The sequence below is a fragment of the Pseudomonas sp. NPDC090233 genome (assembly GCF_044772285.1).
In the GTDB taxonomy this organism is placed as follows: Bacteria; Pseudomonadota; Gammaproteobacteria; order Pseudomonadales; family Pseudomonadaceae; genus Aquipseudomonas.
Genome location: NZ_JBIVYQ010000001.1, coordinates 428,646 through 451,581, shown reverse-complemented (window position 1 = coordinate 451,581; position 22,936 = coordinate 428,646). Strand labels below are relative to the sequence as shown.

Here is a 22,936-nt window from a genome sequence, read left to right as displayed (position 1 = left end):
AGAAACGCGATACGCCGTAAAAAGTCCGTAAAAAATCGAAAAGAAAAGGCGCCTGAGCGCCTTTCCATTTACGTATTGAGGCTCAATGAGCCAGCGATGTACGCACCGCTCTGACCTGTTCGGCCGTCACCGCACCCGCATGGTTCGACCAGCCCTGGCGCAAGAAGGTAGCCAACTCGGCAACCTCGGCATCGTCCATGCGCTCGGCAAAACCAGGCATCGGCAACACCGACGGCGCACGCTCGGTCGAAGGCGTCTGAGCGCCGGCCAGGATCACATGGATCAACGCCGTCGCATTGTTCGCATTGACCACCGAGGCACCATTGAGCCGAGGGAACACCTGCGCCGCACCTTCGCCAGAGACGAAGTGGCAGGCGCCGCAGTTGTCCACGTACAGCCGCTCACCCAAGGTAAGGTTTTTCGCTGAGGTCAACTTGGCGGTAGTGCTTTCGCTGGGCTGCGGCTTCTGCGAATCGACAGCTGCCTTGGCCCCGTCCAGTGACTTGAGGTAAGCCGCCATGGCCAACAGGTCGGCGTCGCTCATGTGCGACGTGCTGTTGGCAATCACATCCTTCATCTCGCCGGCCACCGAGGCCACGCTGTTACGGCCGCTGCCCAGGTAGTCGACGATCTGCTCTTCGGTCCAATGCGGCATGCCGCGCAGGGCCGGTACGTTCCAACCGTTCAGCTCGGTACCGGAGAGGTAGCCGGCAGCAGACTCATCCAGGCCTTTCTCCTGCAATGTCAACGCGCGTGGGGTGTGGCACGAGCCACAGTGGCCCAAGCCCTGCACCAGATAGGCACCCCGCTGTAGCTGGGTTGGCGAGGACGCAGCCACGCCAGCGGCTTCTGGCAGCGGCGAGAACAACGCGCGCCAGTAGGCCAGCGGCATGCGGATCGACAGCGGCCAGGGAATATCGTTGGCCTTGTTCGCCTGCTCGACCGGCGCCACGCCCTGCATGAAATACGCGTACAGCGCCTGCGTATCTTCATTGCTGACTTTGGCATAGGACGGGAATGGCATCGCCGGGTACAACGCGCTGCCGTCGTGGCCGATGCCACGGCGCACGGCACGTTCGAACTCGCCGTAAGTCCAGTTGCCGATACCGGTTTTCTTGTCCGGGGTGATGTTGGTCGAGTAGATGGTGCCGATCGGCGAGGCGATACCTAGCCCGCCGGCGAATGGCTTGCCGCCCTCATGGCCGGTGTGGCAGGCGACACAGTCACCAGCGCGCGCCAGGTAGGCACCCTTCTCGATCAGCGCCGGGGTCACGGCCTGGGTCAGCTTGGCCTCGGCATCGCCGGAGCGGTTGAGCACGCTGGCGACGAACCACGCCAAAACGGCAGCAACCACGGCAACGGCGACCAGGATCAGCGCGACGGAACGAGATTTGGATTTCATCTTCGCGCTCCTCATGCCTGCACCAGCGGGCCAGGGTTCTTCAGGTACTGATCCTTGATGGCTTGGGCCGAGAACAGGGTCAATGCGCCGATCAGCGCTGTCGGGTTGGCCTGGAAGTTCTGCGGGAATGCATTACCCCCTGGGACAAACACGTTGTGCACGTCCCAACTTTGCAGGTAGCGGTTGAGCGCGCTGGTTTCCGGCGAGTCGCCCATGATTGCGCCGCCGACGTTATGGGTGGACACGTACTTGGTGATGTCCCAGTGCGAATCCATGCCGAGGAAGCTTTCGGTGTAGCTGTCGGGGCCAAGTTCCTTGGTGATGTCCAGGACGATCTTGCGCAGGTGTTGCTGCAGGCGCAGTTCGTTCTGTTTCCAATCGAACGTGATGCGCAGCAGCGGCTGGCCCCATGGGTCTTTGTAGGTTGGGTCGAGGTCGACATAGTGGTCGCGGTACGACATGCAGCCGGTGGATATGCTGATTTTCATCGAATGGCCATACCAGTCCTGCATCCCCTCCTTCCAGCCTTGGCCCCACTCCGGCGTACCACCCGGCAGCGCAGTGCCAATCGGCGTACCGGTGGCCTGCGAGCTGTGGATCTTGGCGCCACCGATGAAGCCCAGTGCCGGGCCATCAACATTGCCGGGGGAGACGTCGTTGAACATCTGCCCGGTGGCACCAGCGGTCGCGAATGGGTTGAAATGCTTGTCCTTGAAGAACAGCGTGGCACCGCCGTTGCTTAGGAACGCGTAATTGCGCCCGACGGTGCCCTTGCCGCTGAGCGGATCATAGGGCTTGCCGATGCCCGACAGCAGCATCAGCCGCACGTTGACGAACTGGAACGCTGCGAGCACGACGATCTTGGCCGGCTGAAACACTTCATTGCCTTGGGCGTCGGCATAAGTGATGCCTTTGGCGGTCTTGCCGTCGGGGTGCAGTTCGACGCGCAGCACGTTGGCATTGACCCGGTAATCGAAGTTGTCCATGCGCTTGAGCGCGTCCATCACCGCAGTTTGCGGCGAGGCTTTGGAATAGTTCAGGCAAGGGTATTTGCTGCAGTAGCCGCAGTAGTTGCACGGCGCAATCTGGTTACCGTAGGGGTTCTTCCAGGCCCGCGAAACGTTGGCCGACGGGTTGGGGAACGGGTGGTAGCCAAGCTTGCGCGCGGCGTCGGCGAACATTTTATTGTTCAGCGTGTCTTCCAGCGCCGGCAGCGGGAACGGGTTGGAACGCGGGCCTTCGAACGGGTCGCCACCGACCAGGATCTGGCCATTGAGGTTGCCGGTGTTTCCCGACAGGCCGCAGATCTTGTCGAACTTGTCCAGGTACGGCTCGATTTCGTCCCAGGTGAACGGGTAATCCTGGATCTGCATGTCGCTTTGCAGGATTCCCGGCGCGTAGGCCTGGTCGGCGTAGGTCTTGAGCTTGATGTCGGTGGGCGTCGGGCGAATCAGTACGCCCGTCCAGTGCAAGCCCGAGCCACCGACACCGGTGCCCGGCACGAACGCGCCCCACTGGCGGGTCGGCAAGGCAGTGCTGTTGAGGTTGTGCCGCACACTGAGTGCGCCGTCCTTGGGCGTCACCATGATCTTGTTGCGCACCCCGTAGGCGTACTGGTCAGCGGGCTTGGGGTAGGCGAAATCGGCGTTGTTGCGGTCCTCACCGCGCTCGAAGGCGCGCACCTTGAGGCCCGCCTGGGCCAGTTCGATGCTCATCAACGAGCCGGCCCAACCCAGGCCGACGACGGCGACGTCGACTTCGTCATTGGTAATCTGTGCCATATAAAACCTTGAATGCTGTATCGCGAAGCGAAGGGATCAACCGCGCTGGCCGGTCAGGCTGACCGGGCCGAGCGGGTAAGGGACATTGTGCTGAGCTACCCATTCCAGGTAACTGGCGCGGGCGCCGGGGAAGCCGATGGCAATCCACGCCTTCATGCCCTTGTTGCCGCCATAGATGGGGTCGGCCAGCCAGCCCTGGCGGGTGTGGTTGAGCAATTCGCCAAAGAACAGCTTGGCCTTGAGCACGTCCTCGCCGTGGGCGGCGAAGTCGACCTGGCCGGCTTGCACCTGCTTCAACACCTCATCGCGTTGCTTTAGCTCCAACAGTGCGAAGTGCTGGCCTTGAGTGGCCTTGCACCAGTTTTCCAACGCTGCGATGCCTTTGCGGTAAACCTGCTGCGGGGTGTACGGCAGCTGGTAACCCATGGTCGCCGGTGCCTGCAGGTCGAACGGCCCTTCCAGATAAATCTCGCTGCCCAGATCACCGGCCAGTTGCTGGTCGATGAAGATCGGCACGTTGGTTTCCAGCGCGCCAGGGCCACGGCCGTCGGCGGGAATCAGGCGATCGCAGGCGGCCAGGATGAAGGTCCATTCGGTCGGGGTGAAAAAGCACGGGGTATAGCTTTCAAGGCTGGGTGCCGCCATCTCGGCGGCCATCGCGGCGCTGAGGCCGTTGACGGCAATGCCCATGGCGGGCAAGGCGATCAGCGAAGAAAGCAGGAATTTCCTTCGCGACGTTTGCTTGGCTAACAACATTCAGGTCCACCTATGACTAATCACTAAGACCCGTGAGCTGGCCACTTCCGCACGCGTTGATTGCGAGCGTCGAAGGTGCCTGATCGTTGATTTTCTGAGGTCGCGTCAGCTCGACGGGAATCAACTGATCATTTACATGAATGACATCGTACATCACGGGCGAAAAATGATAGCAGGCTACCTAATGCGTTACAAAATATTATTGCGCGGTTTGTCAATGTCACCATTGTCGCAGACTGTATCTGCCCAGCCGCCTCCTCAAACGCGCGCAGTAGACGATTCGCGTGTCGCATTTTGTAACTTCCGGCAAGATGATTTTACATAGACATCACCCCCACCAATCTCTAGCCTACGGCCTCCGTGAGATGGAGGACCCTGTGTGAGGCAGCAACCCGGTAAACGAAAACTCGCCCTGTCGGGGCTCTTGCTGTTGGCTGCAAGCGGCTTTGTACACGCCGAGACTGCCCCCACGCTGGTGTACTCATGGCCTGTCAATGCCGGCCCCCTCGACCCTCGCGGCTACGCGCCTAACCAGATGTATGCCCAGGCGATGGTGTATGAGCCGCTGGTGCGCTACGGCGCATCCGGCACTGTCGAGCCCTGGTTGGCCACGGCCTGGCAGGTATCCGACGATGGCAAGGCCTACACCTTCACCCTGCGCGATGGGGTACGTTTCAGTGACGGCACGCCGTTCGACGCTGCGTCGGCCAAAGCCAACCTGGATGCGGTCCTGGCCAACAGCCAACGCCACCGCTGGATGGAACTGGTCAGCACCCTCGACCATGTCGAAGCCCCGGATCGGCTGACCCTGCGCCTGGTGCTCAAACACCCCTACTACCCGACCCTCATGGAGCTGGCCCAGGTGCGCCCGCTACGCTTCGCCTCGCCGCAGGCCAAACCGGGTGAGCCTGCCGGTACCGGGCCGTGGATGCGCGTCGACTCACGCCTGGGCGAATTCGACCGCTTTGCCCGAAACCCTTTTTACTGGGGTTCCAAGCCAGCCTATGGCGGAGTGTTGGTCAAAGTCATCCCGGACCCTAACAGTCGTGCCCTGGCCCTGCAGGCCGGTGAACTGGAACTGATCCAGGGCGCAGCGGGCGAGATCACCGCCGGCACCTTCGTGCGCCTGCGCGACCAAGGCTTCGCTACCGCCCTCTCGGCGCCGCTGGCCACCCGCACCCTGGCCATGAACACCGGCCGCGGCGCCACCCGCGACCTCGCGGTGCGCCAGGCTATCAACCAGGCGGTGAACAAACAGGCGATCATCGACAAGATCCTCTACGGCCTTGAGCCCCGCGCCGACACATTGTTCGCCCCGAACATGCCGTATGCCGATCTGGGCCTGAAACCTTACGCCTACGACCCTGCCCTCGCCGCCCGCGAGTTGGACGCCGCCGGCTGGCGCCTGGCCCCGGGCACGACGGTGCGCACCAAGAACGGCGAGCCGCTGACGATCGAGCTGGTGTTCCTTGGCACCAGCGCCCTGCAGAAGAGCCTGGCCGAAGTCCTCCAAGGCGAGCTGGCCAAAGTCGGCATGCACATCGATCTGCGCGCCGTGGAAGAAGGCGCCCTGGTGCGCCGCCAGCGCGACGGCGACTTCGGCATGATCTTCGCCGACACCTGGGGCGCACCCTACGACCCGCATTCGTTCGTCAGTTCCATGCGCTACGCCGGGCACGCCGACTACATGGCCCAGCGTGGCCTGGCGATCAAGGATGAACTCGACCAGCGCATCGGCCAGGTGCTGGCCAGCACCGACTCGCAACAACGTGCAGACCAATACCGGTTCATTCTCACCACGTTGCATGAGCAGGCGGTCTACTTGCCCATCTCCTACCTCACCGCCATCAGCGTGCGCCGTGATTCGGTGGCCCACGTACAGTTCGGCAGCACGCTGTTCGACGTGCCGTTCGAACGCATGACACCGAAACAGGAACCCTGACATGCTGCGCTACATCCTCTTGCGGCTGGCGCTGCTGGCGCCGGTGATGCTCGGTGTTTCGCTGCTGGTGTTCGTGCTGCTGCACCTGGGCAGCACCGACCCGGCGCTGGACTACCTGCGCCTGTCGCACATTCCACCGACCGACGCGGCCATCGCTGAAGTGCGTCATGCCCTTGGCCTTGACCGCCCGCTGTATGCGCAGTACCTGAGCTGGCTGTGGAAGGCGCTGCAGCTGGACTTCGGCACCTCTTACCTGACCGGCCGCCCGGTACTCGACGACCTGCTCTACTACCTGCCCGCTACCTTGCAACTGGGTGGGCTAGCCCTGGCCTGCACCTTGCTGCTGTCGATCCCGCTGGGGCTGGTGGCGGCGCGCTGGCAAGGGCGCTGGCCTGATCACGCGGTGCGCGCGGTGACCTTCCTCGGGGTGTCCATGCCCAATTTCTGGCTGGCATTTCTGCTGATCGCGCTGTTCTCGCTGTGGCTGGGCTGGCTGCCACCGCTGGGGCGTGGAGGCGCCGCGCACCTGGTGATGCCGGTGCTGGCGATTGCGCTGATGTCGATGTCGATCAATGCCCGCCTGCTACGCGCCAGCTTGCTGGATGCCAGCGGCCAGCGCCATGTCACCTATGCCCGCGCGCGCGGTTTGCCGGAGCGCCGCGTCTGGAGCAGCCACGTGCTGCGCAATGCCTGGCTGCCCTTCGTTACCGCCACCGGCATGCACATCGGCGAGTTGATCGGCGGCGCACTGGTGATCGAGACCATCTTTGCCTGGCCCGGCGTTGGGCGCTTCGCCGTCTCGGCGGTGCTCAACCGCGACTTCCCGGTGATGCAGTGCTTCACCCTGCTGCTGACTGGCTTGCTAATGGTCTGCAACCTGGTGGTGGACGTATGCTATGCCTGGCTCGACCCGCGCAGCCGCCTTGAGGGGGCCAGCGCATGAGCGTACTGACCTTGCTGCGCCGCCCTGCCCTGGCTGGCCGCACCAACCTGGTGGTCGGTCTGGTGCTGGTCAGCCTGCTGGCCGTGCTGGCCCTGTTCGGCCAATGGCTTGCCCCGCATGACCCGGACCTGGTCGACCTTGGCCAGCGCCTGCTACCGCCCGACAGCAGCCACTGGCTGGGCACCGACCACCTCGGCCGCGACCTGCTGTCTCGGTTGATAGTCGGCACAAGGCTGTCGCTGGGCAGCGTGATGCTGACCCTGGCCCTGGTGCTGTGCCTCGGTCTGCTGGTGGGTGGGGTGTCCGGCTTCGTCGGCGGCAAGGTCGATATGCTGCTGATGCGCCTGTGCGACATGTTCATGACCTTCCCCACCCTGGTGCTGGCGTTCTTCTTCGTCACGCTGCTGGGCACCGGCCTGAGCAATGTGATCATCGCCATCGCCCTGTCGCACTGGGCCTGGTACGCGCGCATGGTGCGCGGCATGGTCATCGCCCAGCGCGGCCGCGAGTACGTGTTGGCCGCACGCCTGGCCGGTGCCTCACGCTGGGCGCGCCTGCGCCAGCACGTGCTGCCGAACATTGCCGGCCCCTTGCTGGTGCTGGCGACCATGGACATCGGGCACATGATGCTGCATGTCTCCGGGTTGTCGTTCCTCGGCCTCGGCGTTACCCCGCCCACTGCCGAATGGGGGGTGATGATCAACGATGCCAAGGAGTTCATCTGGACCCACCCGCAACTGCTGCTGTTGCCCGGGTTGATGATCTTTTTCTCGGTGATGGCCTTCAACCTGCTGGGCGATGCGCTGCGCGACCGCCTGGACCCCGCCCAGGAGGTACGCTGAGTGAAACATTCGACGCTGGAGCTTCAGGGTTTGCGGATCGAAGGGCACGCCGGCGTACTGGTCGATGACGTCGACCTGCAGCTGCGCCGCGGCGAAGTCTGTGCCCTGGTCGGCAGTAGCGGATCGGGGAAATCGCTGAGTTGCCTGGGCCTGCTCGACCTGCTGCCAGCAGGCCTGGCCCGGACGCAGGGCCGGTTGCTGCTGGACGGCCAGCCGCTACCCGCCGCCCACGTTCGAGGCCGCGTGGCCAGCCTGGTGCTGCAAAACCCGCGCAGCGCATTCAACCCGGTGCGCAACATGGCCAGCCACGCGCAGGAAACCCTGAAACTGCGCGGCATCGTCGGCGCCGCTGCCCGCGAGCGCATGGCGCAATGCCTGGAGGCCGTTGGACTGGGTGATCGCGAACGAGTGCTGCAGGCCTTCGCGTTCCAGCTGAGCGGCGGCATGCTCCAGCGCATGATGATCGCCCTGGCGCTGATGGCCGAGACCCCATTCCTGCTGGCAGACGAGCCCACCAGCGACCTCGACGCCTTGAGCCAGGCGCGCTTTCTCGACCTGCTGATGGACCTGGTTCAACAGCATGGGCTAGGCGTGTTGCTGGTCACCCACGACATGGGCGTGGTTGCCCGCTGCGCGGAGCACGTGGTGGTGATGGACGCAGGCCGCATCGTCGAACGGCAGACGGTTCATGGGCTGTTCGCCCGGCCAGTCAGTGTTACCGCCCGCACCTTGCTTGAAGCCCATCAGATCCTCACCGGGAGCCAACCATGAGCCTGCTGCACGTCGATCAACTTGGCCATGGCTACCGCACGGGCGGATTGCTTGGCAGACGCGGCTGGTTGCAGGTGCTCGATGGCATCCAACTTGAGCTGCAGGCCGGCGAATCCGTCGGGTTGCTGGGCAGCAGCGGCAGCGGCAAAAGCACGCTTGCCCGATTGCTGCTGGGGCTGGAAAAGCCCACGCACGGCCAGGTGACCTTTTCCGGCCAGGATGTCAGCCGCCTGCGCGGCGCCCAGGCTCAGGACTTTCAGCGCACCGTGCAGCTGGTTTTTCAGGATGCGCCAGGGGCGTTCAATCCGCAGCGCAGCATTGGCTGGAGCATTGCCGAGCCGCTGCGCCACCTGAGTGATCTCGACAGCACCGCACGAGAGCAACGTGTGCTCACGCTGCTGCAACAGCTGGGTCTGCGTGAAGAGCATGCCGAGCGCCTGCCCCACCAGCTCAGTGGCGGGCAGTTGCAACGCGCCAATATCGCCCGAGCGCTGGCGATTTCGCCCAAGCTCGTGGTGCTCGATGAAGCGCTGTCGAACCTTGACCGGGTGTTGCAGTTGCAGCTTTTGCAGCGGTTGGAAGCGCTTCGTCAGCAAAGCGGTACCGCGTTCGTGCTGATCAGCCACGACCTGAGCCTGGTGCGATATTTCTGCCAGCGGGTGGTGTTGCTGGACGCTGGACGTATCGTCGAAGATCGCCCGGTGGACGGTAGCTTGTGGTTCGATCAGGGCGTTGGCAGGCAGTTGCAATCAGCGGTTCTGCCTCGCACACCTCGGGCCGCTGAAGCGTCTATCTATTAATCGCACACGCTACGCGTACCGGTTTCCTCAAATAAAAAAGCAGCCCACCGCCCACCACGCTGACACCAATGAATAGCGATGCCAAGACCATTGGCAATCCACTTTCAATCGACGCAATCAACGTGCTGACCATGCCTCCCAAAGTAAAAAGCAGAGTATTGTTGACTGACACCGCTGCACCTGCACGCTCTGAATGATTACTCAATGCACAGGTGGTAGCAGAGGGACGGATTATCGTTACTCCGATTGTACTGATCGTCACCGGCACCATCAGACTTAAGACAGACAAGTCCTCAACGGAACACCACAGGAGCATTGTCAGTCCCGCAAGGCCAAGCAAAGCCAGCCCGTAGCCAATCTGAGAGCGGGGATGCAGCATGGTGTTCAACTTTCCCGCGATCAGCCCACCGACTACATACGCCACCCCATAGCCGACAAATACAACTGCAAAAGGTATTCACTCAAGCCCAACCTGCCGCTCAACAGCAAAGGCGAAAAGACCACAAATGCGAAGTGGCAAGTAAAAGCCAACGCTGAAAGTGTGCAATACGCCAAGAAATCCCGATCAACTGCCAGTGCCTTGAAGTTTTTAACTATGGCACCCCACTGATAATGCACAGGCTTCTCAGTCAATAACAAAAACGACACGACTAATACTATCAGCGCCAAGAGACTGAACACGTAAAAACTGCCTTCCCAGCCTAGATAATACTGCAACACACTGCCTACCAAAGGTGATAGCGAAATGAGCAGCCCACTGGTGGTAAGCAATAATATTCGCAATGCATTCTGTTGTTTCTCAGGATAGATATCCTGTACCAATGCCTGACTGAGCACAAAGCTGCCACACCCAATAGCTTGTATCAGGCGAAAGATCATGAACCCTTCATAGCGCTGAGAAGCCACGCAACCCAGTGAGCCTATGATTGAAATTACAAGTCCTCCCAGCAATAGCCGCTTCCGACCTATCACATCGGATAGCGGCCCTATGACTGCTTGCGAAACAGCCACACCAATTGCAAAAATACTGACCGAAAAAGCAATCTGCTTGAGTCCGACACTGAAATGACCTGCAAGCGCCGGAAAGGAAGGCAATATCACATCCAGAGGAAAGACGCCTAGCGCACTCATCAGCATCAAAAGCGACACGACAGAGGTTCGCTTCGCAGAAGCCATTAGGCTAGTCATGACAATAGCCCTGCCGCTTGGAATTTTCGAAGATAGACCTCGCGATCTAACAGGTCGGTACGCCTCAGCGCTTTTATCGTTAGCGCTAAAACTCGATGCACTCCTGATTTCCAAGTGCTTTTCAAATCAGCCACAACCAATCGCCCTAAAGCGGGATCAAAGCTCAATGCGGACAAGAGAAACCGAGTGTCGGGACGACCGAACACGCTGATAACCTTGACCAAAAGATCAACCACGAAATTTTTCTCAGTGGGCAGCAACTGCGGCCATAGCCGTACCCAGCACTCGGAGAAAAATACTGCATGTTTTGCTTCATCATGCAAATGATCCTTGAACATGTTAAAGACAGGTGGCACCAGATCACTGCGTGCGAGGCAGGACAACTCCTCAACGATGACTGTCTCTGAAACAAAGGCAATCACAAACGCTGCAAGATGTTTGAATTCCGCGGGTGACGCAGAAACTATTCTATCAAACTGCCTTATTCGGCCAGATTTCTTGCGACGTAGACTGAAGCGTCGAGCCAACTGTTCTGCCATCTCATTGGAGAACAAAGCATGATAACCTTCATCCGTGTAAAGCTTTAGCGCCACGCATCTCTCACCCTCTGAAAAATAATAAAACAAGGCGCCGTGAATCATGGCACTCACAGCACGATTCACATGAGCAACTTCAAGCTTGGTGGTGTAGTCCAGAAAATGCAGCAAATGCTGAATATGTATATCGACAAGCCGCTCCTTTACCAGCTCACCCACCTTAGGGTGTTTCAGCAGTGGCATCAGTGCCTCAGGGAACCACAATCCCGGCTCGCGAGTCAGGTAGTTCTGATCTGAGAACTTATACATATACGGTCGAGCACGGACGGTACTCGCGAAACTCCATGATTCAAACACTTTTTCAGCACGACTTGCTGAGGAACCTTTACCCATCGAAATCACCTTCTCTAGACATTCATCAAACGAGCGATGCCAGTTCGCCGGACGTGATGACGCCATCCCCATAACCACACCCCACAAAGAAGAGAACTTGCTCATTAGGATTAGTTAGCTTTAATAGCGGCTCTATTCTCTTCTCTGATAGTGCGCCTGTAGGCCAAGTCCCTAACCCAAGCGCTGTAGCTATCAATTGAAAGGTTTGCGCCACGTGACCCACCTCCAACAATGCCATACGATATGCGCGAGAGTGCTCGTACTTCCACCACGACTTATCGAATCGCGAAGTCAAAAACAGTCCAATTGGAATACCGTTCGCAAAATGCTGCCCAGAAAGCAGGCTACCCACATCGGGGAGTTCAGTAGACTTGACATGAAGCATGTGCGAATGAGGATCATAATAATAAACTCCAGGCGCCACACCTTCGACATTCTTAATTAGCACATACCCTTCAGTGGCATTTAATCCACCTCCAGAGGGGCTGCTACGTCGCTTACGCATACCTTCAGGAAGTCCCGAAGCTTCAGGAACCTCTCGCTCATCAATAAATCCGAGTGTATATTTCAAGATTTTTGAAACCAACACCAAGGGAACCGGCTTATCAGTGAACGCCCTCACCGTTGTCCGTTCTCTTAAAATCGATTCAAGCGGTCCGACGCTCTGCAGAGGTTGTAGAACGATGTTCAAGGGGAGAAGGAAATGATCAGTGATGATTGTTTTTTATAGTGGCTGGTCCATACGCATTCACAATGGATTTTGATTCCCCTGAAATAAGTCGCTTGATTGCGACACTTTTCACCCTAGATCAATTGACAAGAGGCACAAGCAAAATGATCGAAGGAAACAGCAACTAGAGAATGTAGGAATATTCGTCAACTAGTAATCATTCGAAGATTTGGCCTACAGATCCAACAGCTTCGACTAACGCTAATAACTAAATCGCCAAAGCTGATTGGCCACCTCTGCTCAAGGCTGAATACTCCACCCACCTATGAACTGCCATCACACCCACTATGCCGCCCCAACCGCTAATCCCCCGTCAGCACACCCCGTAAGCTACCCCAGCAAGGCCGCACCACAAGCGGCCCATGACAACAACAAGCGTGCAACCGAGGTGCAAGCCGATGCGTGGCGATCAAGACAAGACAAACAACAAGCTGGGGACTGGCTTGAAAGGCAGGCAGGTCACGATGATCTCGATCGGCGGCGTCATTGGCGCCGGGCTGTTCGTGGGGTCCAGCAACGCCATCGCGGCTGCGGGGCCGGCGGTACTGGTGGCCTACGTGATCGCGGCAGCGATCGTGGTGCTGGTGATGCAAATGCTCGGCGAAATGGCCACGGCGCGGCCGGACACGGGCTCGTTCTCTTCGTACGCCGACCAGGCCATCGGGCGCTGGGCGGGGTTTTCTATCGGCTGGCTGTACTGGTGGTTCTATGTGCTGGTGATCGCCATCGAGGCCATCGTCGCCGGCAACATCCTCGGTGACTGGCTGGGCTTGCCGCATTGGCTCACTGCCTTCGCCATGACGCTGGTGCTGATCGCCTGCAACAGCCTCAGTGTCGGCTCGTTTGGCACGCTGGAGTACTGGCTGTCGTTGTTCAAGGTGTTGTCGATCGTCAGCTTCATCGGGCTTGGGGTGCTGGCGATCTTTGGGCTGATGCCCGGCTCGTCCACCAGCGGAATTGCCAACCTGTACGCCAACGGCGGCTTCGCACCCAACGGCAACGTGGCTATCGTCGCCGCGCTGCTGACGGCGATGTTCAGCTTCCAGGGCAGCGAGGTGGTGACCATCGCTGCCGCCGAATCGCGTGACCCGAAAGCCAACATCAAAAAGGCTATCCGCGCCGTGGTGTGGCGCCTGGGCCTGTTCTACCTCGGCTCGATGTTCGTGGTGGTGTGCCTTATCCCGTGGAATGCGCCGGGGCTGGCGCAAGGTTCTTATCAGGCGGTACTGAGCGCGATGAACATCCCCTGGGCGCCGGGCATCATGAGCATCGTGGTGCTGGTGGCGGTCACCAGCTGCCTGAATTCGGCCATCTACACCGCCTCACGCATGGCCTATTCGCTGGCACGTCGGGGCGATGCGCCCGAGGCGGTGTCACGCACGACTGCTCAAGGCGTGCCGTTGCTGGCTGTGGCCCTCACTTCGGCCGCCGCGCTCGCGGCACTGGCCGCCAACTATCTATTGCCGGCCCAGGTGTTCCAGTTCCTGCTGGCCACCAGCGGCGCGCTCGCCCTGTTGATGTACCTGGTGATCGCCATTACCCAGCTGTGCATGCGCCGCAAGCTGTTAGCGCTGGGCAAGCAGCTGGAGGTGCGCATGTGGCTGTTCCCGTGGCTGACACTGTTCACCATCGCCCTGATCGTCAGCGTGTTCGCGATCATGGCGGCGTTCCCCGGGCAGCGGGCCGAGCTGCTCAGCACCCTGGGACTGACAGCGGTGCTGGTAGCCATTGGTACTTACCTGCAGAAAAGCCAACCGGCGCTGTCGGCCCAGCGCAGCGCGCTGCAGTTCGAAGCCGGCACGCCGTGACCAGCCGTCACAGCGACTGTGCCAAACGACCTCTTTTTCACCCTGCAACGCAGCCCTAACCTGACTGTAACCCCGGCCTCGTGCAGGCCGGGCACTCCAAGAAAACAACTGTGGAAACCCTCATGAGCATCGCCCCAAAACCTGACGAACTGGCCATCCCCTACCAACTGCCGCAAGTGCCGTTCATGTCCCCCGACATGGTCCACCCCGGTGTCCTCGGCAAGTGGCTCGATGACGACCAGCTGTGGGTGCCGGTCACCGCTTCGGTGTCATTCAAGCCGCTGCTGCTGAGCGTTTCCGGCGGTTACTACATCAACCTGTTGCGGGTGCGCCAAAGCGGTGTGCTGTCGCGTCATCGCCATACCGGCGGTGTGCATGCGCTGGTGCTCAAGGGCCGCTGGTATTACCTGGAACATGACTGGATCGCCGAGGAAGGTTCGTTCGCCTTCGAGCCGCCAGGCGAAACCCACACCCTGTTCGTGCCCGAAGACGTCGAAGAGATGATCACCTGGTTCCACGTGCAGGGTGGCTATACCTATGTCGACCCGCAAGGCGTTGCCGTGGGTTACGAGGATGTGTTCACAAAACTTGAGACTGCCCGCGCCCACTACAAATCGCTGGGTTTGCCCGACGACTACATCGAGCAGTTCATTCGCTGATCTACCGACCTACACCCATCCCGGGTTGCCACCCCCACGCGGCGCTGCCAGCATTCTGCTGATTACCGGAGGCAGAACATGGATAACTACTCACAACTGCTGGCCTTCCTGGGCGCCGCCGAACACGGCAACTTTTCCGCTGCGGCGCGTGCCTGCGGAATGACGCCGTCAGCCATCAGCAAGCTGATTTCGCGCCTGGAGGACCGCCTGCAGGTTCGCCTGTTCCAGCGCGGCACACGTAGCCTGACGCTGACCGAGGAAGGCGCCGCCTACCTGGTCAGCGCCCGCGCGGTGAGCAACGCCATGGCCGAAGCCGACTCGTTGGCCGAGGCCTTCCCCACCCGCGTCAGCGGCACCCTGCGGGTGCACACCATGACCACCTTCGCCAAGCACCAGATCATCCCCTGGCTGCCGGAATTCCTCAGCGCCTACCCGGGCCTGACCGTGGATATCCAGGTCGGCGCGCAATTCAGCGACCAGTTCGACCAGGGCCTGGACGTGGCCATCCACAGTGGCGTGCTGCCCGACTCCTCGCGCATTGCCCGCAAGATCGGCCAGAGCCGCTGGGTCATCTGCGCGTCGCCAGCCTATCTGGCCGCGTACGGAACGCCTGAACACCCCGGGCAACTATTGCAGCACAGCTGCTTTTCCTTCGGCTTCAGCAGCGCGTGGAATACCTGGGGCTTCGTGGTCGATGGCCAGGCGGTGACCGTACCTGTAGTCCCCAAGGCCACCTTCGCCCAGGGCGATCTGCTGCGCGACCTGGCGCTGGACGGCGCCGGCATCGTGCGCCTGGCCGAGTTCCATATCGGCCAGGACATCCAGGAAGGCCGCCTGGTGCCCCTGCTGCAAACCTATGCGCAGGACAGCGTCGAACCGATCTACATGATCTACACCAACCGCAAACACCTCAGCCCCCGCATCCGTGTGTTCCGCGACTTCCTCGAACAGAAGCTCGCCAGCAGTCCATGGAACACTCGCTGAGGCCAGCTCCGCACAACAAGACAGAGGTACACATGCGCAATCTCATTGGCGATGTTTCCAGCGCCGCCCGCATCCTCCCGGCACTCGACGGCGAGGCCCTGTTCATCCGCAACGGCAAAGGCCCCTACCTGTGGGACGACCAGGGCCGCCGCTACATCGACACCGCACTGGGCTTCGGCGCCGTGCTGCTCGGCCATGCCAATGCCGACGTCAATGCGCAGGTGGCCGAGGCCCTGGCCGACTCCGCCTCGCCGTCCTGGGCCCACGTGCGCGAGCATGCCGCCGCCAGTGCGCTAGCGACCCATACCGGCGCGCTCAGCCGGGTGATCTTCACCAACTCCGGCAGCGAGGCCGTGCACCTGGCCTGTCGCGCTGCGCGCGCCTATACCGGGCGCGGGCGCATCGCCAAGATGGCGGCCGGTTTCGATGGCTGGTTCGACGATGTCAGCTTCGGCAACGTCGGCTCGCCCGAAGCCGTGTTCGCCAATGGCGAGCGCCCCGCCACCGCCCGCACCACGCTGCTGCGCTTCAACGACTTCGACGACGTCGAGCGCTTGTTCGAAGAAGACCCGGACATCGCCGCCGTGATCCTCGAGCCGATGCTGGCCAATGCCGGCTGCATCATGCCCGCGCCAGGCTACCTGCAGCACGTGCAGGCCGTGGCTCACAGCCATGGCGCATTGGTCATCAGCGACGAAGTGCTGATTGGGTTTCGCCTGCATGCCGGGCTGGCCAGCCTGCGGGCCGGCCTGGACCCGGACATCGCCAGCGTCGGCAAAGCCATCGGCAACGGCGTGCCGGTGTCGGCCATCGTCGGCAAACCGCACATCCTGGAAGGTTTCGAGCAAGGCAAAGTACTGCGCGGCGGCACCTTCAGCGGCAACCCACTGGCCTGCGCAGCGGTGCTCGGTACGCTGGAGCAACTGGACCAGGCCGACTACCCCCAGCTGATGGAACGCGGCGAACAACTGCGCCATGCCGTGCAGGCGATCTTCAAGGCGCAAGGCATCACCGTCAGCACCAGCGGCTACGGCAACGTGTTCGCCATCTGGCCTGCCGAGCGTGCGCCGTCCACTTATGAAGAAGCCGCGACGTTTGGCGATGCCGCCTTCAGCCAGGCGTTGCACCTCGCGCTGCGTGCAGAGGGGATGCTGGTGATGCCGTCGCCGTATGGGCGGATCTATCTGTCGTTCGAGCACAGTGATGAGATTGTCGAACAGATGACGCAGGCGTTCGAAGCGGCGGCGGTTCGGCTAGCTCCACGTTTTGCCTTACCCGGGAATCAGCCCCAAAAAAGCATATAGATCTTGCCCATGACGATAAGCGCGGCCAGTACCAGCATCGACGTGCTGAACCAGGCTTTTTTCGGCGGGGGGCCGTCTGGGAATTCGTCCATACGCGTCGGCGGGAGTGTGCCGGCGCGTTGCAAGCGCAGCTCGATCAGGCGCTGCCGCATGGCGCGGTGACGTTTGCTGTTCAGCACCAGCAAGCCCAGCAAGGACAGGGTGAGGATCGCCATCTGCATTGCGCCGGCATGGCGGGTGCCGAACAAGCTGATCGCCGTGAGTGCGGGGAGTACCAGACTCGGTAACAGTAGCCATAGCCCCCAGCGAAAGCCTCGAATCATCGCAAGCTGGCCAGCGGAGAACAGCAATATCAATGTCACTGCGCCCATTACCATGTAAGCCAAGCCATCCGGCAAATTACGCAGGTAAGTGCCGCCCCACAAAGCGACCCCGCTCCCCGCTGCCACCATGCACAGCAAGGTACTCGCAGCGAATGCGGGGCCATAACGGGTCATGAATGCTTCATGCTGATCGGGTGAAAGTCGTCCAGGGTGTTGCAATTCAACGTTCCTTGTCAGTCGTTCGTATACAAAGGCGCAAGTCATTCCGGCAGGTGACGATCGGAGTGGTACCACAATCGCCAACCCGCTTTTTTGCCGCTCATCTCGTCTCTCCTTCGCTATGGCCCGCAAGAAATCCATGTATCGCCCCGTTACGCCTTACAGCGTCTATTCGAATTCGTCGAAATCAGGACAGATAAGTCCGCTCATAGAGACTCCCAGAGGGCTGATCAGGTAAAACACTACTGGCAAAGAATTTGAGTGTGGAAAGCCGGTGTCCGCTCACCATACGACTTTGGTGGCCCACGCCCCCATTTGCCGCGTTCATCACTATAAGTAGCTGCTCTTACCTTGCAGGCGCGGTACCCAATCCTCAATCTCATGATTCTCCAGGCGCCGCAACAGGGTACGTTGCCACGAGGGCGTCAGCGGCAACGTCAGGCATTCGCGCAGCACCCCCCGCTCGACCTGCTTGTCGAACAGTACGCTGGCCAAGCGAGCCAATGACCAGTCGGCGTGGCGCCGCTCGACCAGCTGCAGGTTGTCGCCCGCGCAGATTACCCCCTCCTCCAACACCCGGTAGTACCAGCCGGTACGCCCGGACTGCTGTACGCGCCGGGCAAGATCCTTAATGTCGAAGCGGTCGCTAAGTTTCCAGCAGGGCATGCGCCCCTGGGAAATCTCAAGCAGTGCCGTGCCGGCACGGATGCGATCGCCGAGGCAGACGTGTTCCTCGCACCAGCCGAGGGTGCTGAAGTTTTCACCGAACGCGCCCGGCTGGGCGAGCAAGGGATGCTCGCCCAATTCCTCGCGCCAGGCCGCATAGTGGTCACGTGGATAATGGTGGATAGCCTTGTCGACACCACCATGCACCCTCAGATCACCCTGCTCGTCACCGCCCAGGCCGAGCGTGGTGACAGACAAGGACACTGCCTGGGACGACTTGCTGATGGCGCTGCGCGAACCGGGGCGGGTAAAGGGCAGTGCGCGCCCGACGAGCAAGGCATCAAGTCGCAACGTGCTCGAACTCATGCAACCTCCAGCGGGCTGTGTTCACGACAGATCAATTGGGCATCGCGCGACTGCAACGGCTGCTCAGTCAGGCCACAGAATGGTAGGCCGTTGCGCTGCTGGTGGAAGCGGCAGCTCTGGCACAGGCCGAAGCCTGGAACATCCTCGGCGCGCTGGATTTCTCGCAGCAGCTCGCCGAACAGTTGCTCCAGCAACTGCGCGCGCTCGCCCATCCGCGACAGCGCCGCGGCGAGAAACTGCGGTGGCGCCACCGCCTCCAGCAGCTCGCGAGCCACCGCGGTCAGTTCCAAGTGCACACTGCGCCGGTCGTGCAGAGCCTGCCGCTTTTCAATCAGACCCCGGGCCTCCAGCGCCTTCAGCGATTGCGACACCGTGCCCTTGGTAAGCCCCAGGTATTCGGTGACCCCCAGCGGCGTGTTCGAGTAGCGATTACAGCGCGACAGGTAAATCAGCGCGCTGACTTGAATCGGTTGCAGCTCCGCCAGCAATGGGTGCTGGCGGTTCCAGATACGCATCAGGCTGCTCAGGCGTTCGAGCAGGTCGAAGAAGGTGCTAGTCATGTCATCACTCCTGTCGATGCATAGTATCGACTAAAAACTATATTGACAAACGGCAAGGCCAGGGTAGTCTTCACGTCAGTATCGATTCGATACCAATACCAGGAGATTCGAAAATGACTATTGCACGCTTCTATCACGCCGGCTGTCCCGTCTGCGTTTCGGCCGAACAGACCCTGCTCAACCTGCTCGCCCCCGAGGTCAAGGTCGAGGTCGTGCACCTCGGCAATCAGGCCCAGCGCATCGCCGAGGCCGAGCAGGCCGGCGTCAAGTCGGTGCCTGCGCTGGTGGTCGAAGGTCAGGTGCTGCACCTGAACTTCGGCGCCTCCATAGACGATCTGAAATAAGGAGCCCGCGGTGAACGTCCAGGTCTTCGATACCCACGTACGCACGTCCGAAGGTGGCTACCTGCACTTCGACGTGCTCATCGAAGGCAACGACCAGGCGCTCGCCGCCCGTCATGCCCGCGACTGGCTCGCCAGCCGCGGCGTGACGCAAGCGGAGGTGGCGCAGAGTCGTTGCCAGTTCTGCCACAGCGAGCCGGCCCAACCTGAGGTGGCAGCCACCATCGCCAGGCAGGGCTACTTCATCATTCCACTGCAAGGTTTCTAGGAGAGATCCCGATGAAACCGTATCAGCCCCTGAACTGCGATCTGCATGATTTCCTCGAGATCGCGTGCATGCGCGGCTACTGCCTACAGGTCGAGTTGCTCGATGGTCCGAGTTTCGTGGCCAGGGCGCTGAATACCCGCACGGCACCGAGCAAGGAGGAGTTTTTTGTGCTGGAAACTGCCAGCGGGAGGAAGGAGGAACGCCTTGACCGCCTGCTGGCCATTACCCCTTTGGACGCTGGCGCGAGCTTTGGCCGCATCGAACTGGCCGGCAGCTAATGCTCGGCCAGTGGCTGCTATCGACCCAAAGCGGACGCTGGCAACGGGCAAAAAGCGGCAAGACGCAGTATGGTCGTGTCCGGTCATTCACCCCCAACCGAACACTAGTTTTTACAATGTATGGCCTGCACGAGCTTTACACAAGGACGCTCGAAGATGGATTGCGCCACGTTTCATCAATTCTTGATTGACGATGTCTGCGAGGTCGGACCATCTACGTGTAGCGGGATGTGCACGGGTGCAATATCTGGCACGTCAATTGACAGAATATAGTCTCCAGATGATAAGGGAATGGATACGGGAGACTTCGAATTAATATGCGTAATTATCCCCGACGCCCCCAGGACTTGCACCGATCCGATGGAATTGCGATTAATTCCACGAAGGGAGCCACCATCGGGTTGAAGATACCAGTCAACAACGAGCTGGGTTCCAAGCAATTTCGCTTTTCCGTTTTCTAAAAGTGGACTTGCTACGGAAATCTTGTAGTCGGGCCAAACCGACTTCTTCAGTGAAATTAGACCTGCAGTAGATGCGGCAGTTATGAATGCCATAAGTACCGGGATCCCATGTTTTAACCACGGATTCTCATTGACAGATGGCACAGAACCACTGATGTACGCACCAGTGTCAACTGCTTTTATCTGATCTAGCTTGAGCTCAGATGGCCAAGCTTCAATGAGACTATCGACTTCTTCTGGAGGCAGCGATGTACGGATACGAAGTTTCTTGTGATCTGAGGAAACTCCAATTCCCACCGTGACACTTCTTGAGCGCATTTGGATTACCATTTCCCCAAATACGTTGGCGCGCCTATCGATATGCTCACAGAAGCTTTGTCTGTCATGGAACGGCGTGAGTTCTTCTATATCCCCCTTAAATGACTTGACGAATGCTTCCTGGACATGTGGGTTGGGGCCGATGAGGTCGGCTATCTTATTGACACCTACGGCGAATTCCTTTGGGTCCCACTGTCCGACCTTGAACTCCATTGAGCTGCGCCGGTATTTGTAAGCATAAGGGTGACTGTCACGAAGTGAGAGTCGGCCCTGAAGCGAACTAAACTTTTCGTTAGCTTCGGCAGCTTCATATCCTTCTAATCGCAATCTGACGTAGCAATGCCTTGTATTTAGAAGTGCGAACTGGATTGCGCTGCCATATTGAAAGATTACAACTTCTTCAACATCACTCCAGTTGTTGCATACGAACTCAAGCCAAGCGGAGCGATTTCTAAAATTCACACGGCGATCCTTGCACTGAGGCATCATCCATACCTCACAGCGCACGTCATCAGGAGTTTCGCAGTACTCGGCTAGCTCGTCAGCATACGAACGGAACCATATCTGATCTACTTTTGCAGTGACATCGAACCATCGTTCGAACTCTGAATCAACGTAATCTTTGTTGTCTATCATGGTGTTCATTAGTCAATATAGCTCAAATTGGAGCGCCTCTAATAGGGGCTCATAATCGAGTTTAGCCCCGACGGCCGGGGAGCAAAACGACGAGGACGAGGTCGACTGGAAGCAACTGCTGATGTGCACGCAAACCATTCCACAGCCCAAGAACATGCCAAACTCACCATGGTTTTGGATTTGGGTTCTAACATACACCATCCGAAGTGCAGCAACCAGAACCATACTGCTGACGAAACCGTTAATTCAATCCAACGCGATGGATTCGCTGACCTAGGCCATGAAAAGCCCCATGCGCATGGGCGGATTGGTAAGAATGCTGGAGACAGGGTTGAGAGTCGAAAACCCGGAGCAACGATCCGCAACATTGCGGGAGCGGGAACGAGAAATGCTGCTTGCATTGAACCCAAGTATCCGAGCACAGCTAGTGCCCCTTACGCCGACTGGTGATCTTTTAGCAACAGCCCCATGCTAGTGGAGGCGCCGACGGTGCCTTCATCCAGCTACTTGAAAACAAAGATCAGTTGCAGTGATTGTTCTTGGATAGGCTTAGTAACTGTGGAGGTCTGCTTATGGCCGATTTCTGCCCGTTGCTACCGTCCACTATGGGTCGATATCAGTCGTTCGCGACTGGCGTCTTTCGACCAATAGCTGACTTTCAAGTGGGTGAGTTTTTGCACCTCGTGTATGGCATTTCCAAGGACTTTGCGATCCGGTCTAGAATTGCCATGCACTTTTCAGAAACAACGAGCGATGGTTCGTCAATCATGTAAAGCAGGTGCTCGAACGCTAAACCAGCCTCGTGGTGATCGACATAGTCAAGAACGATTTCAATCCCATTGTGCAAACCTGCTTGAGCTAATGCATGGTCTTCCGGTACTTGGCCGAGCTGTTCGTATGCCATGGACATCAGCGTTGAGACCTCCTCAAGTGCCTCAACGAAATCGACCCTCAAGTCGTTGCCAAGCTGGCTCATAACAAATTTCCTTCGATCAAGGTGGGCTGTGGTCCGTCGTACGTGGTCGATTGTTGCCCAACGTCTGGTCTTTGCGTACGCGCTTGGAACGCTACGTTCGACTGACGGCTATTGGGTCACGCTCTACCCATCTCCTCGTATGCAGCATCGACGAACGTGATGTGCTCATCCCAAGCAGCCTCAGCCAGATCCCGGATAATTTCAGCGAGCGTTTCGACGTTCACCCCCTGAGCTTCGATGCAGGCCGAGCGTCCAGGTGACCAGTCGATGACAGAACACTGTGGATATTGCTCCAGGAGTGCGGACAGCACCGTCTGAGGCGGCGCTTTGTGGGTATACATGAAGTCAAAGTATGGGGCACTGGTATTCTGAAGCGGGTACATCAAAGCCCAAGCGTTTGATGGCCCGGGAAAGCACAGGTGGACGTAACGACGCGCCCACTCCGGCCCACTGTATTTGATGTGGCGAAGTACCCCGATGATCGAATGACAGTCGGCCATGCGGGCCATTCGATCAGGGTCAAAAGTCCAAGCAGGCCCAGGCTGGCTTGCTGCGTTACTCGCCAGAAGTGCAGCAACCATTCTTGCTTTTTTCTTCATCGCATTACCTTGGGTCGAACGTCTGCCCCTGGCCAGTTTCAACCGGTCATCACCGATCGCTTTGGGTCGAGCGTGGTCGCTTGGAT

General features: G+C 59.6%; 24 protein-coding genes. 12 read left to right on the top strand and 12 right to left on the bottom strand.

Annotated features, from left to right (window positions below):
* Positions 1 to 82 precede the first annotated feature (82 nt).
* From ACIQUF_RS02335 to ACIQUF_RS02325, 3 genes are read right to left on the bottom strand one after another with little or no spacing between them, the layout of a single operon-like run.
* Entirely contained in the window at positions 83 to 1,402 is a 1,320-nt protein-coding gene (locus ACIQUF_RS02335; protein ID WP_403127869.1) for a c-type cytochrome, read from the bottom strand.
* Between the two features lie 11 nt (positions 1,403 to 1,413).
* The gene (locus tag ACIQUF_RS02330; protein ID WP_403127866.1) at positions 1,414 to 3,183 is read right to left on the bottom strand and encodes a GMC family oxidoreductase; all 1,770 of its coding nucleotides are present in this window, start codon (positions 3,181 to 3,183) and stop codon (positions 1,414 to 1,416) included.
* Positions 3,184 to 3,219: 36 nt separating this feature from the next.
* Positions 3,220 to 3,939 (bottom strand): gluconate 2-dehydrogenase subunit 3 family protein, encoded by a 720-nt coding sequence (locus tag ACIQUF_RS02325; protein ID WP_403127863.1) that lies wholly within the window; start codon positions 3,937 to 3,939, stop codon positions 3,220 to 3,222.
* 379 nt (positions 3,940 to 4,318) lie between these two features.
* Between ACIQUF_RS02325 and nikA the strand changes: the two genes are divergently transcribed.
* Genes nikA through nikE form a run of 5 tightly spaced genes read left to right on the top strand, consistent with a single transcriptional unit; the run spans position 4,319 to position 9,237 of the window.
* Entirely contained in the window at positions 4,319 to 5,881 is a 1,563-nt protein-coding gene (gene nikA, locus ACIQUF_RS02320) for a nickel ABC transporter substrate-binding protein (RefSeq protein WP_403127860.1), read from the top strand.
* A gap of 1 nt (position 5,882) precedes the next feature.
* Positions 5,883 to 6,824, top strand: coding sequence for a nickel ABC transporter permease subunit NikB (nikB, locus tag ACIQUF_RS02315; protein ID WP_403127857.1), 942 nt, complete (start codon positions 5,883 to 5,885; stop codon positions 6,822 to 6,824).
* Positions 6,821 to 7,666, top strand: a complete 846-nt coding sequence (nikC, locus tag ACIQUF_RS02310; protein ID WP_403127854.1) for a nickel ABC transporter permease subunit NikC — start codon at positions 6,821 to 6,823, stop codon at positions 7,664 to 7,666. Before nikB ends, nikC begins: the two co-directional genes overlap by 4 nt.
* On the top strand, positions 7,667 to 8,437 hold the full coding sequence (nikD, locus tag ACIQUF_RS02305) for a nickel import ATP-binding protein NikD (RefSeq protein ID WP_403127851.1): 771 nt from the start codon (positions 7,667 to 7,669) through the stop codon (positions 8,435 to 8,437).
* A complete protein-coding gene (gene nikE, locus ACIQUF_RS02300; RefSeq protein WP_403127848.1) occupies positions 8,434 to 9,237 on the top strand; it encodes a nickel import ATP-binding protein NikE in 804 nt (267 codons plus the stop codon). The genes nikD and nikE overlap by 4 nt, the downstream gene beginning before the upstream one ends.
* 411 nt (positions 9,238 to 9,648) lie before the next feature.
* Here nikE and ACIQUF_RS02295 read toward each other — a convergent pair whose 3' ends face one another.
* From ACIQUF_RS02295 to ACIQUF_RS02285, 3 genes are read right to left on the bottom strand one after another with little or no spacing between them, the layout of a single operon-like run.
* Positions 9,649 to 10,425 carry an MFS transporter gene (locus ACIQUF_RS02295; protein WP_403127845.1) on the bottom strand — a complete coding sequence of 259 codons (777 nt, stop codon included), beginning with the start codon at positions 10,423 to 10,425 and terminating at the stop codon, positions 9,649 to 9,651.
* The gene (locus ACIQUF_RS02290; protein WP_403127843.1) at positions 10,422 to 11,354 is read right to left on the bottom strand and encodes a diiron oxygenase; all 933 of its coding nucleotides are present in this window, start codon (positions 11,352 to 11,354) and stop codon (positions 10,422 to 10,424) included. Before ACIQUF_RS02290 ends, ACIQUF_RS02295 begins: the two co-directional genes overlap by 4 nt.
* 25 nt (positions 11,355 to 11,379) lie before the next feature.
* Positions 11,380 to 12,045, bottom strand: coding sequence for a SagB family peptide dehydrogenase (locus ACIQUF_RS02285; protein ID WP_403127840.1), 666 nt, complete (start codon positions 12,043 to 12,045; stop codon positions 11,380 to 11,382).
* A 437-nt stretch (positions 12,046 to 12,482) separates the two neighbouring features.
* On the opposite strand from ACIQUF_RS02285, the gene ACIQUF_RS02280 reads away from it, so the two are divergent.
* The 4 genes from ACIQUF_RS02280 to ACIQUF_RS02265 all read left to right on the top strand — a co-directional run bounded on the left by ACIQUF_RS02280 (position 12,483) and on the right by ACIQUF_RS02265 (position 16,839).
* Complete coding sequence (locus tag ACIQUF_RS02280) at positions 12,483 to 13,892, top strand: amino acid permease (protein ID WP_403127837.1); 1,410 nt, start codon at positions 12,483 to 12,485, stop codon at positions 13,890 to 13,892.
* A 122-nt stretch (positions 13,893 to 14,014) separates the two neighbouring features.
* A complete protein-coding gene (locus tag ACIQUF_RS02275; protein WP_403127835.1) occupies positions 14,015 to 14,551 on the top strand; it encodes a 2,4'-dihydroxyacetophenone dioxygenase family protein in 537 nt (178 codons plus the stop codon).
* 78 nt (positions 14,552 to 14,629) lie between these two features.
* On the top strand, positions 14,630 to 15,535 hold the full coding sequence (locus ACIQUF_RS02270; RefSeq protein ID WP_403127832.1) for a LysR family transcriptional regulator: 906 nt from the start codon (positions 14,630 to 14,632) through the stop codon (positions 15,533 to 15,535).
* 32 nt (positions 15,536 to 15,567) lie between these two features.
* Positions 15,568 to 16,839, top strand: a complete 1,272-nt coding sequence (locus tag ACIQUF_RS02265) for an aspartate aminotransferase family protein (RefSeq protein ID WP_403127830.1) — start codon at positions 15,568 to 15,570, stop codon at positions 16,837 to 16,839.
* Here ACIQUF_RS02265 and ACIQUF_RS02260 read toward each other — a convergent pair.
* The 3 genes from ACIQUF_RS02260 to ACIQUF_RS02250 all read right to left on the bottom strand — a co-directional run bounded on the left by ACIQUF_RS02260 (position 16,818) and on the right by ACIQUF_RS02250 (position 18,973).
* Positions 16,818 to 17,336, bottom strand: coding sequence for a hypothetical protein (locus tag ACIQUF_RS02260; RefSeq protein WP_403127827.1), 519 nt, complete (start codon positions 17,334 to 17,336; stop codon positions 16,818 to 16,820). The genes ACIQUF_RS02265 and ACIQUF_RS02260 overlap by 22 nt on opposite strands.
* A gap of 375 nt (positions 17,337 to 17,711) precedes the next feature.
* Complete coding sequence (locus tag ACIQUF_RS02255; RefSeq protein WP_403127824.1) at positions 17,712 to 18,413, bottom strand: MOSC domain-containing protein; 702 nt, start codon at positions 18,411 to 18,413, stop codon at positions 17,712 to 17,714.
* Entirely contained in the window at positions 18,410 to 18,973 is a 564-nt protein-coding gene (locus ACIQUF_RS02250; RefSeq protein WP_403127821.1) for a MarR family winged helix-turn-helix transcriptional regulator, read from the bottom strand. Before ACIQUF_RS02250 ends, ACIQUF_RS02255 begins: the two co-directional genes overlap by 4 nt.
* A gap of 113 nt (positions 18,974 to 19,086) precedes the next feature.
* On the opposite strand from ACIQUF_RS02250, the gene ACIQUF_RS02245 reads away from it, so the two are divergent.
* From ACIQUF_RS02245 to ACIQUF_RS02235, 3 genes are read left to right on the top strand one after another with little or no spacing between them, the layout of a single operon-like run.
* Complete coding sequence (locus tag ACIQUF_RS02245) at positions 19,087 to 19,317, top strand: thioredoxin family protein (RefSeq protein ID WP_403127818.1); 231 nt, start codon at positions 19,087 to 19,089, stop codon at positions 19,315 to 19,317.
* A 10-nt stretch (positions 19,318 to 19,327) separates the two neighbouring features.
* Entirely contained in the window at positions 19,328 to 19,582 is a 255-nt protein-coding gene (locus ACIQUF_RS02240) for a DUF2024 family protein (protein WP_403127815.1), read from the top strand.
* Between the two features lie 11 nt (positions 19,583 to 19,593).
* Positions 19,594 to 19,860 carry a Rho-binding antiterminator gene (locus ACIQUF_RS02235; protein WP_403127812.1) on the top strand — a complete coding sequence of 89 codons (267 nt, stop codon included), beginning with the start codon at positions 19,594 to 19,596 and terminating at the stop codon, positions 19,858 to 19,860.
* A gap of 176 nt (positions 19,861 to 20,036) precedes the next feature.
* Here the strand turns inward: ACIQUF_RS02235 and ACIQUF_RS02230 are convergent, their stop codons facing one another.
* The 3 genes from ACIQUF_RS02230 to ACIQUF_RS02220 all read right to left on the bottom strand — a co-directional run bounded on the left by ACIQUF_RS02230 (position 20,037) and on the right by ACIQUF_RS02220 (position 22,850).
* Positions 20,037 to 21,275, bottom strand: coding sequence for a hypothetical protein (locus ACIQUF_RS02230; protein WP_403127808.1), 1,239 nt, complete (start codon positions 21,273 to 21,275; stop codon positions 20,037 to 20,039).
* A gap of 658 nt (positions 21,276 to 21,933) precedes the next feature.
* Positions 21,934 to 22,251 (bottom strand): MafI family immunity protein, encoded by a 318-nt coding sequence (locus ACIQUF_RS02225; protein WP_403127805.1) that lies wholly within the window; start codon positions 22,249 to 22,251, stop codon positions 21,934 to 21,936.
* A gap of 116 nt (positions 22,252 to 22,367) precedes the next feature.
* A complete protein-coding gene (locus tag ACIQUF_RS02220; protein ID WP_403127802.1) occupies positions 22,368 to 22,850 on the bottom strand; it encodes a hypothetical protein in 483 nt (160 codons plus the stop codon).
* Between the last annotated feature and the right edge of the window lie 86 nt (positions 22,851 to 22,936).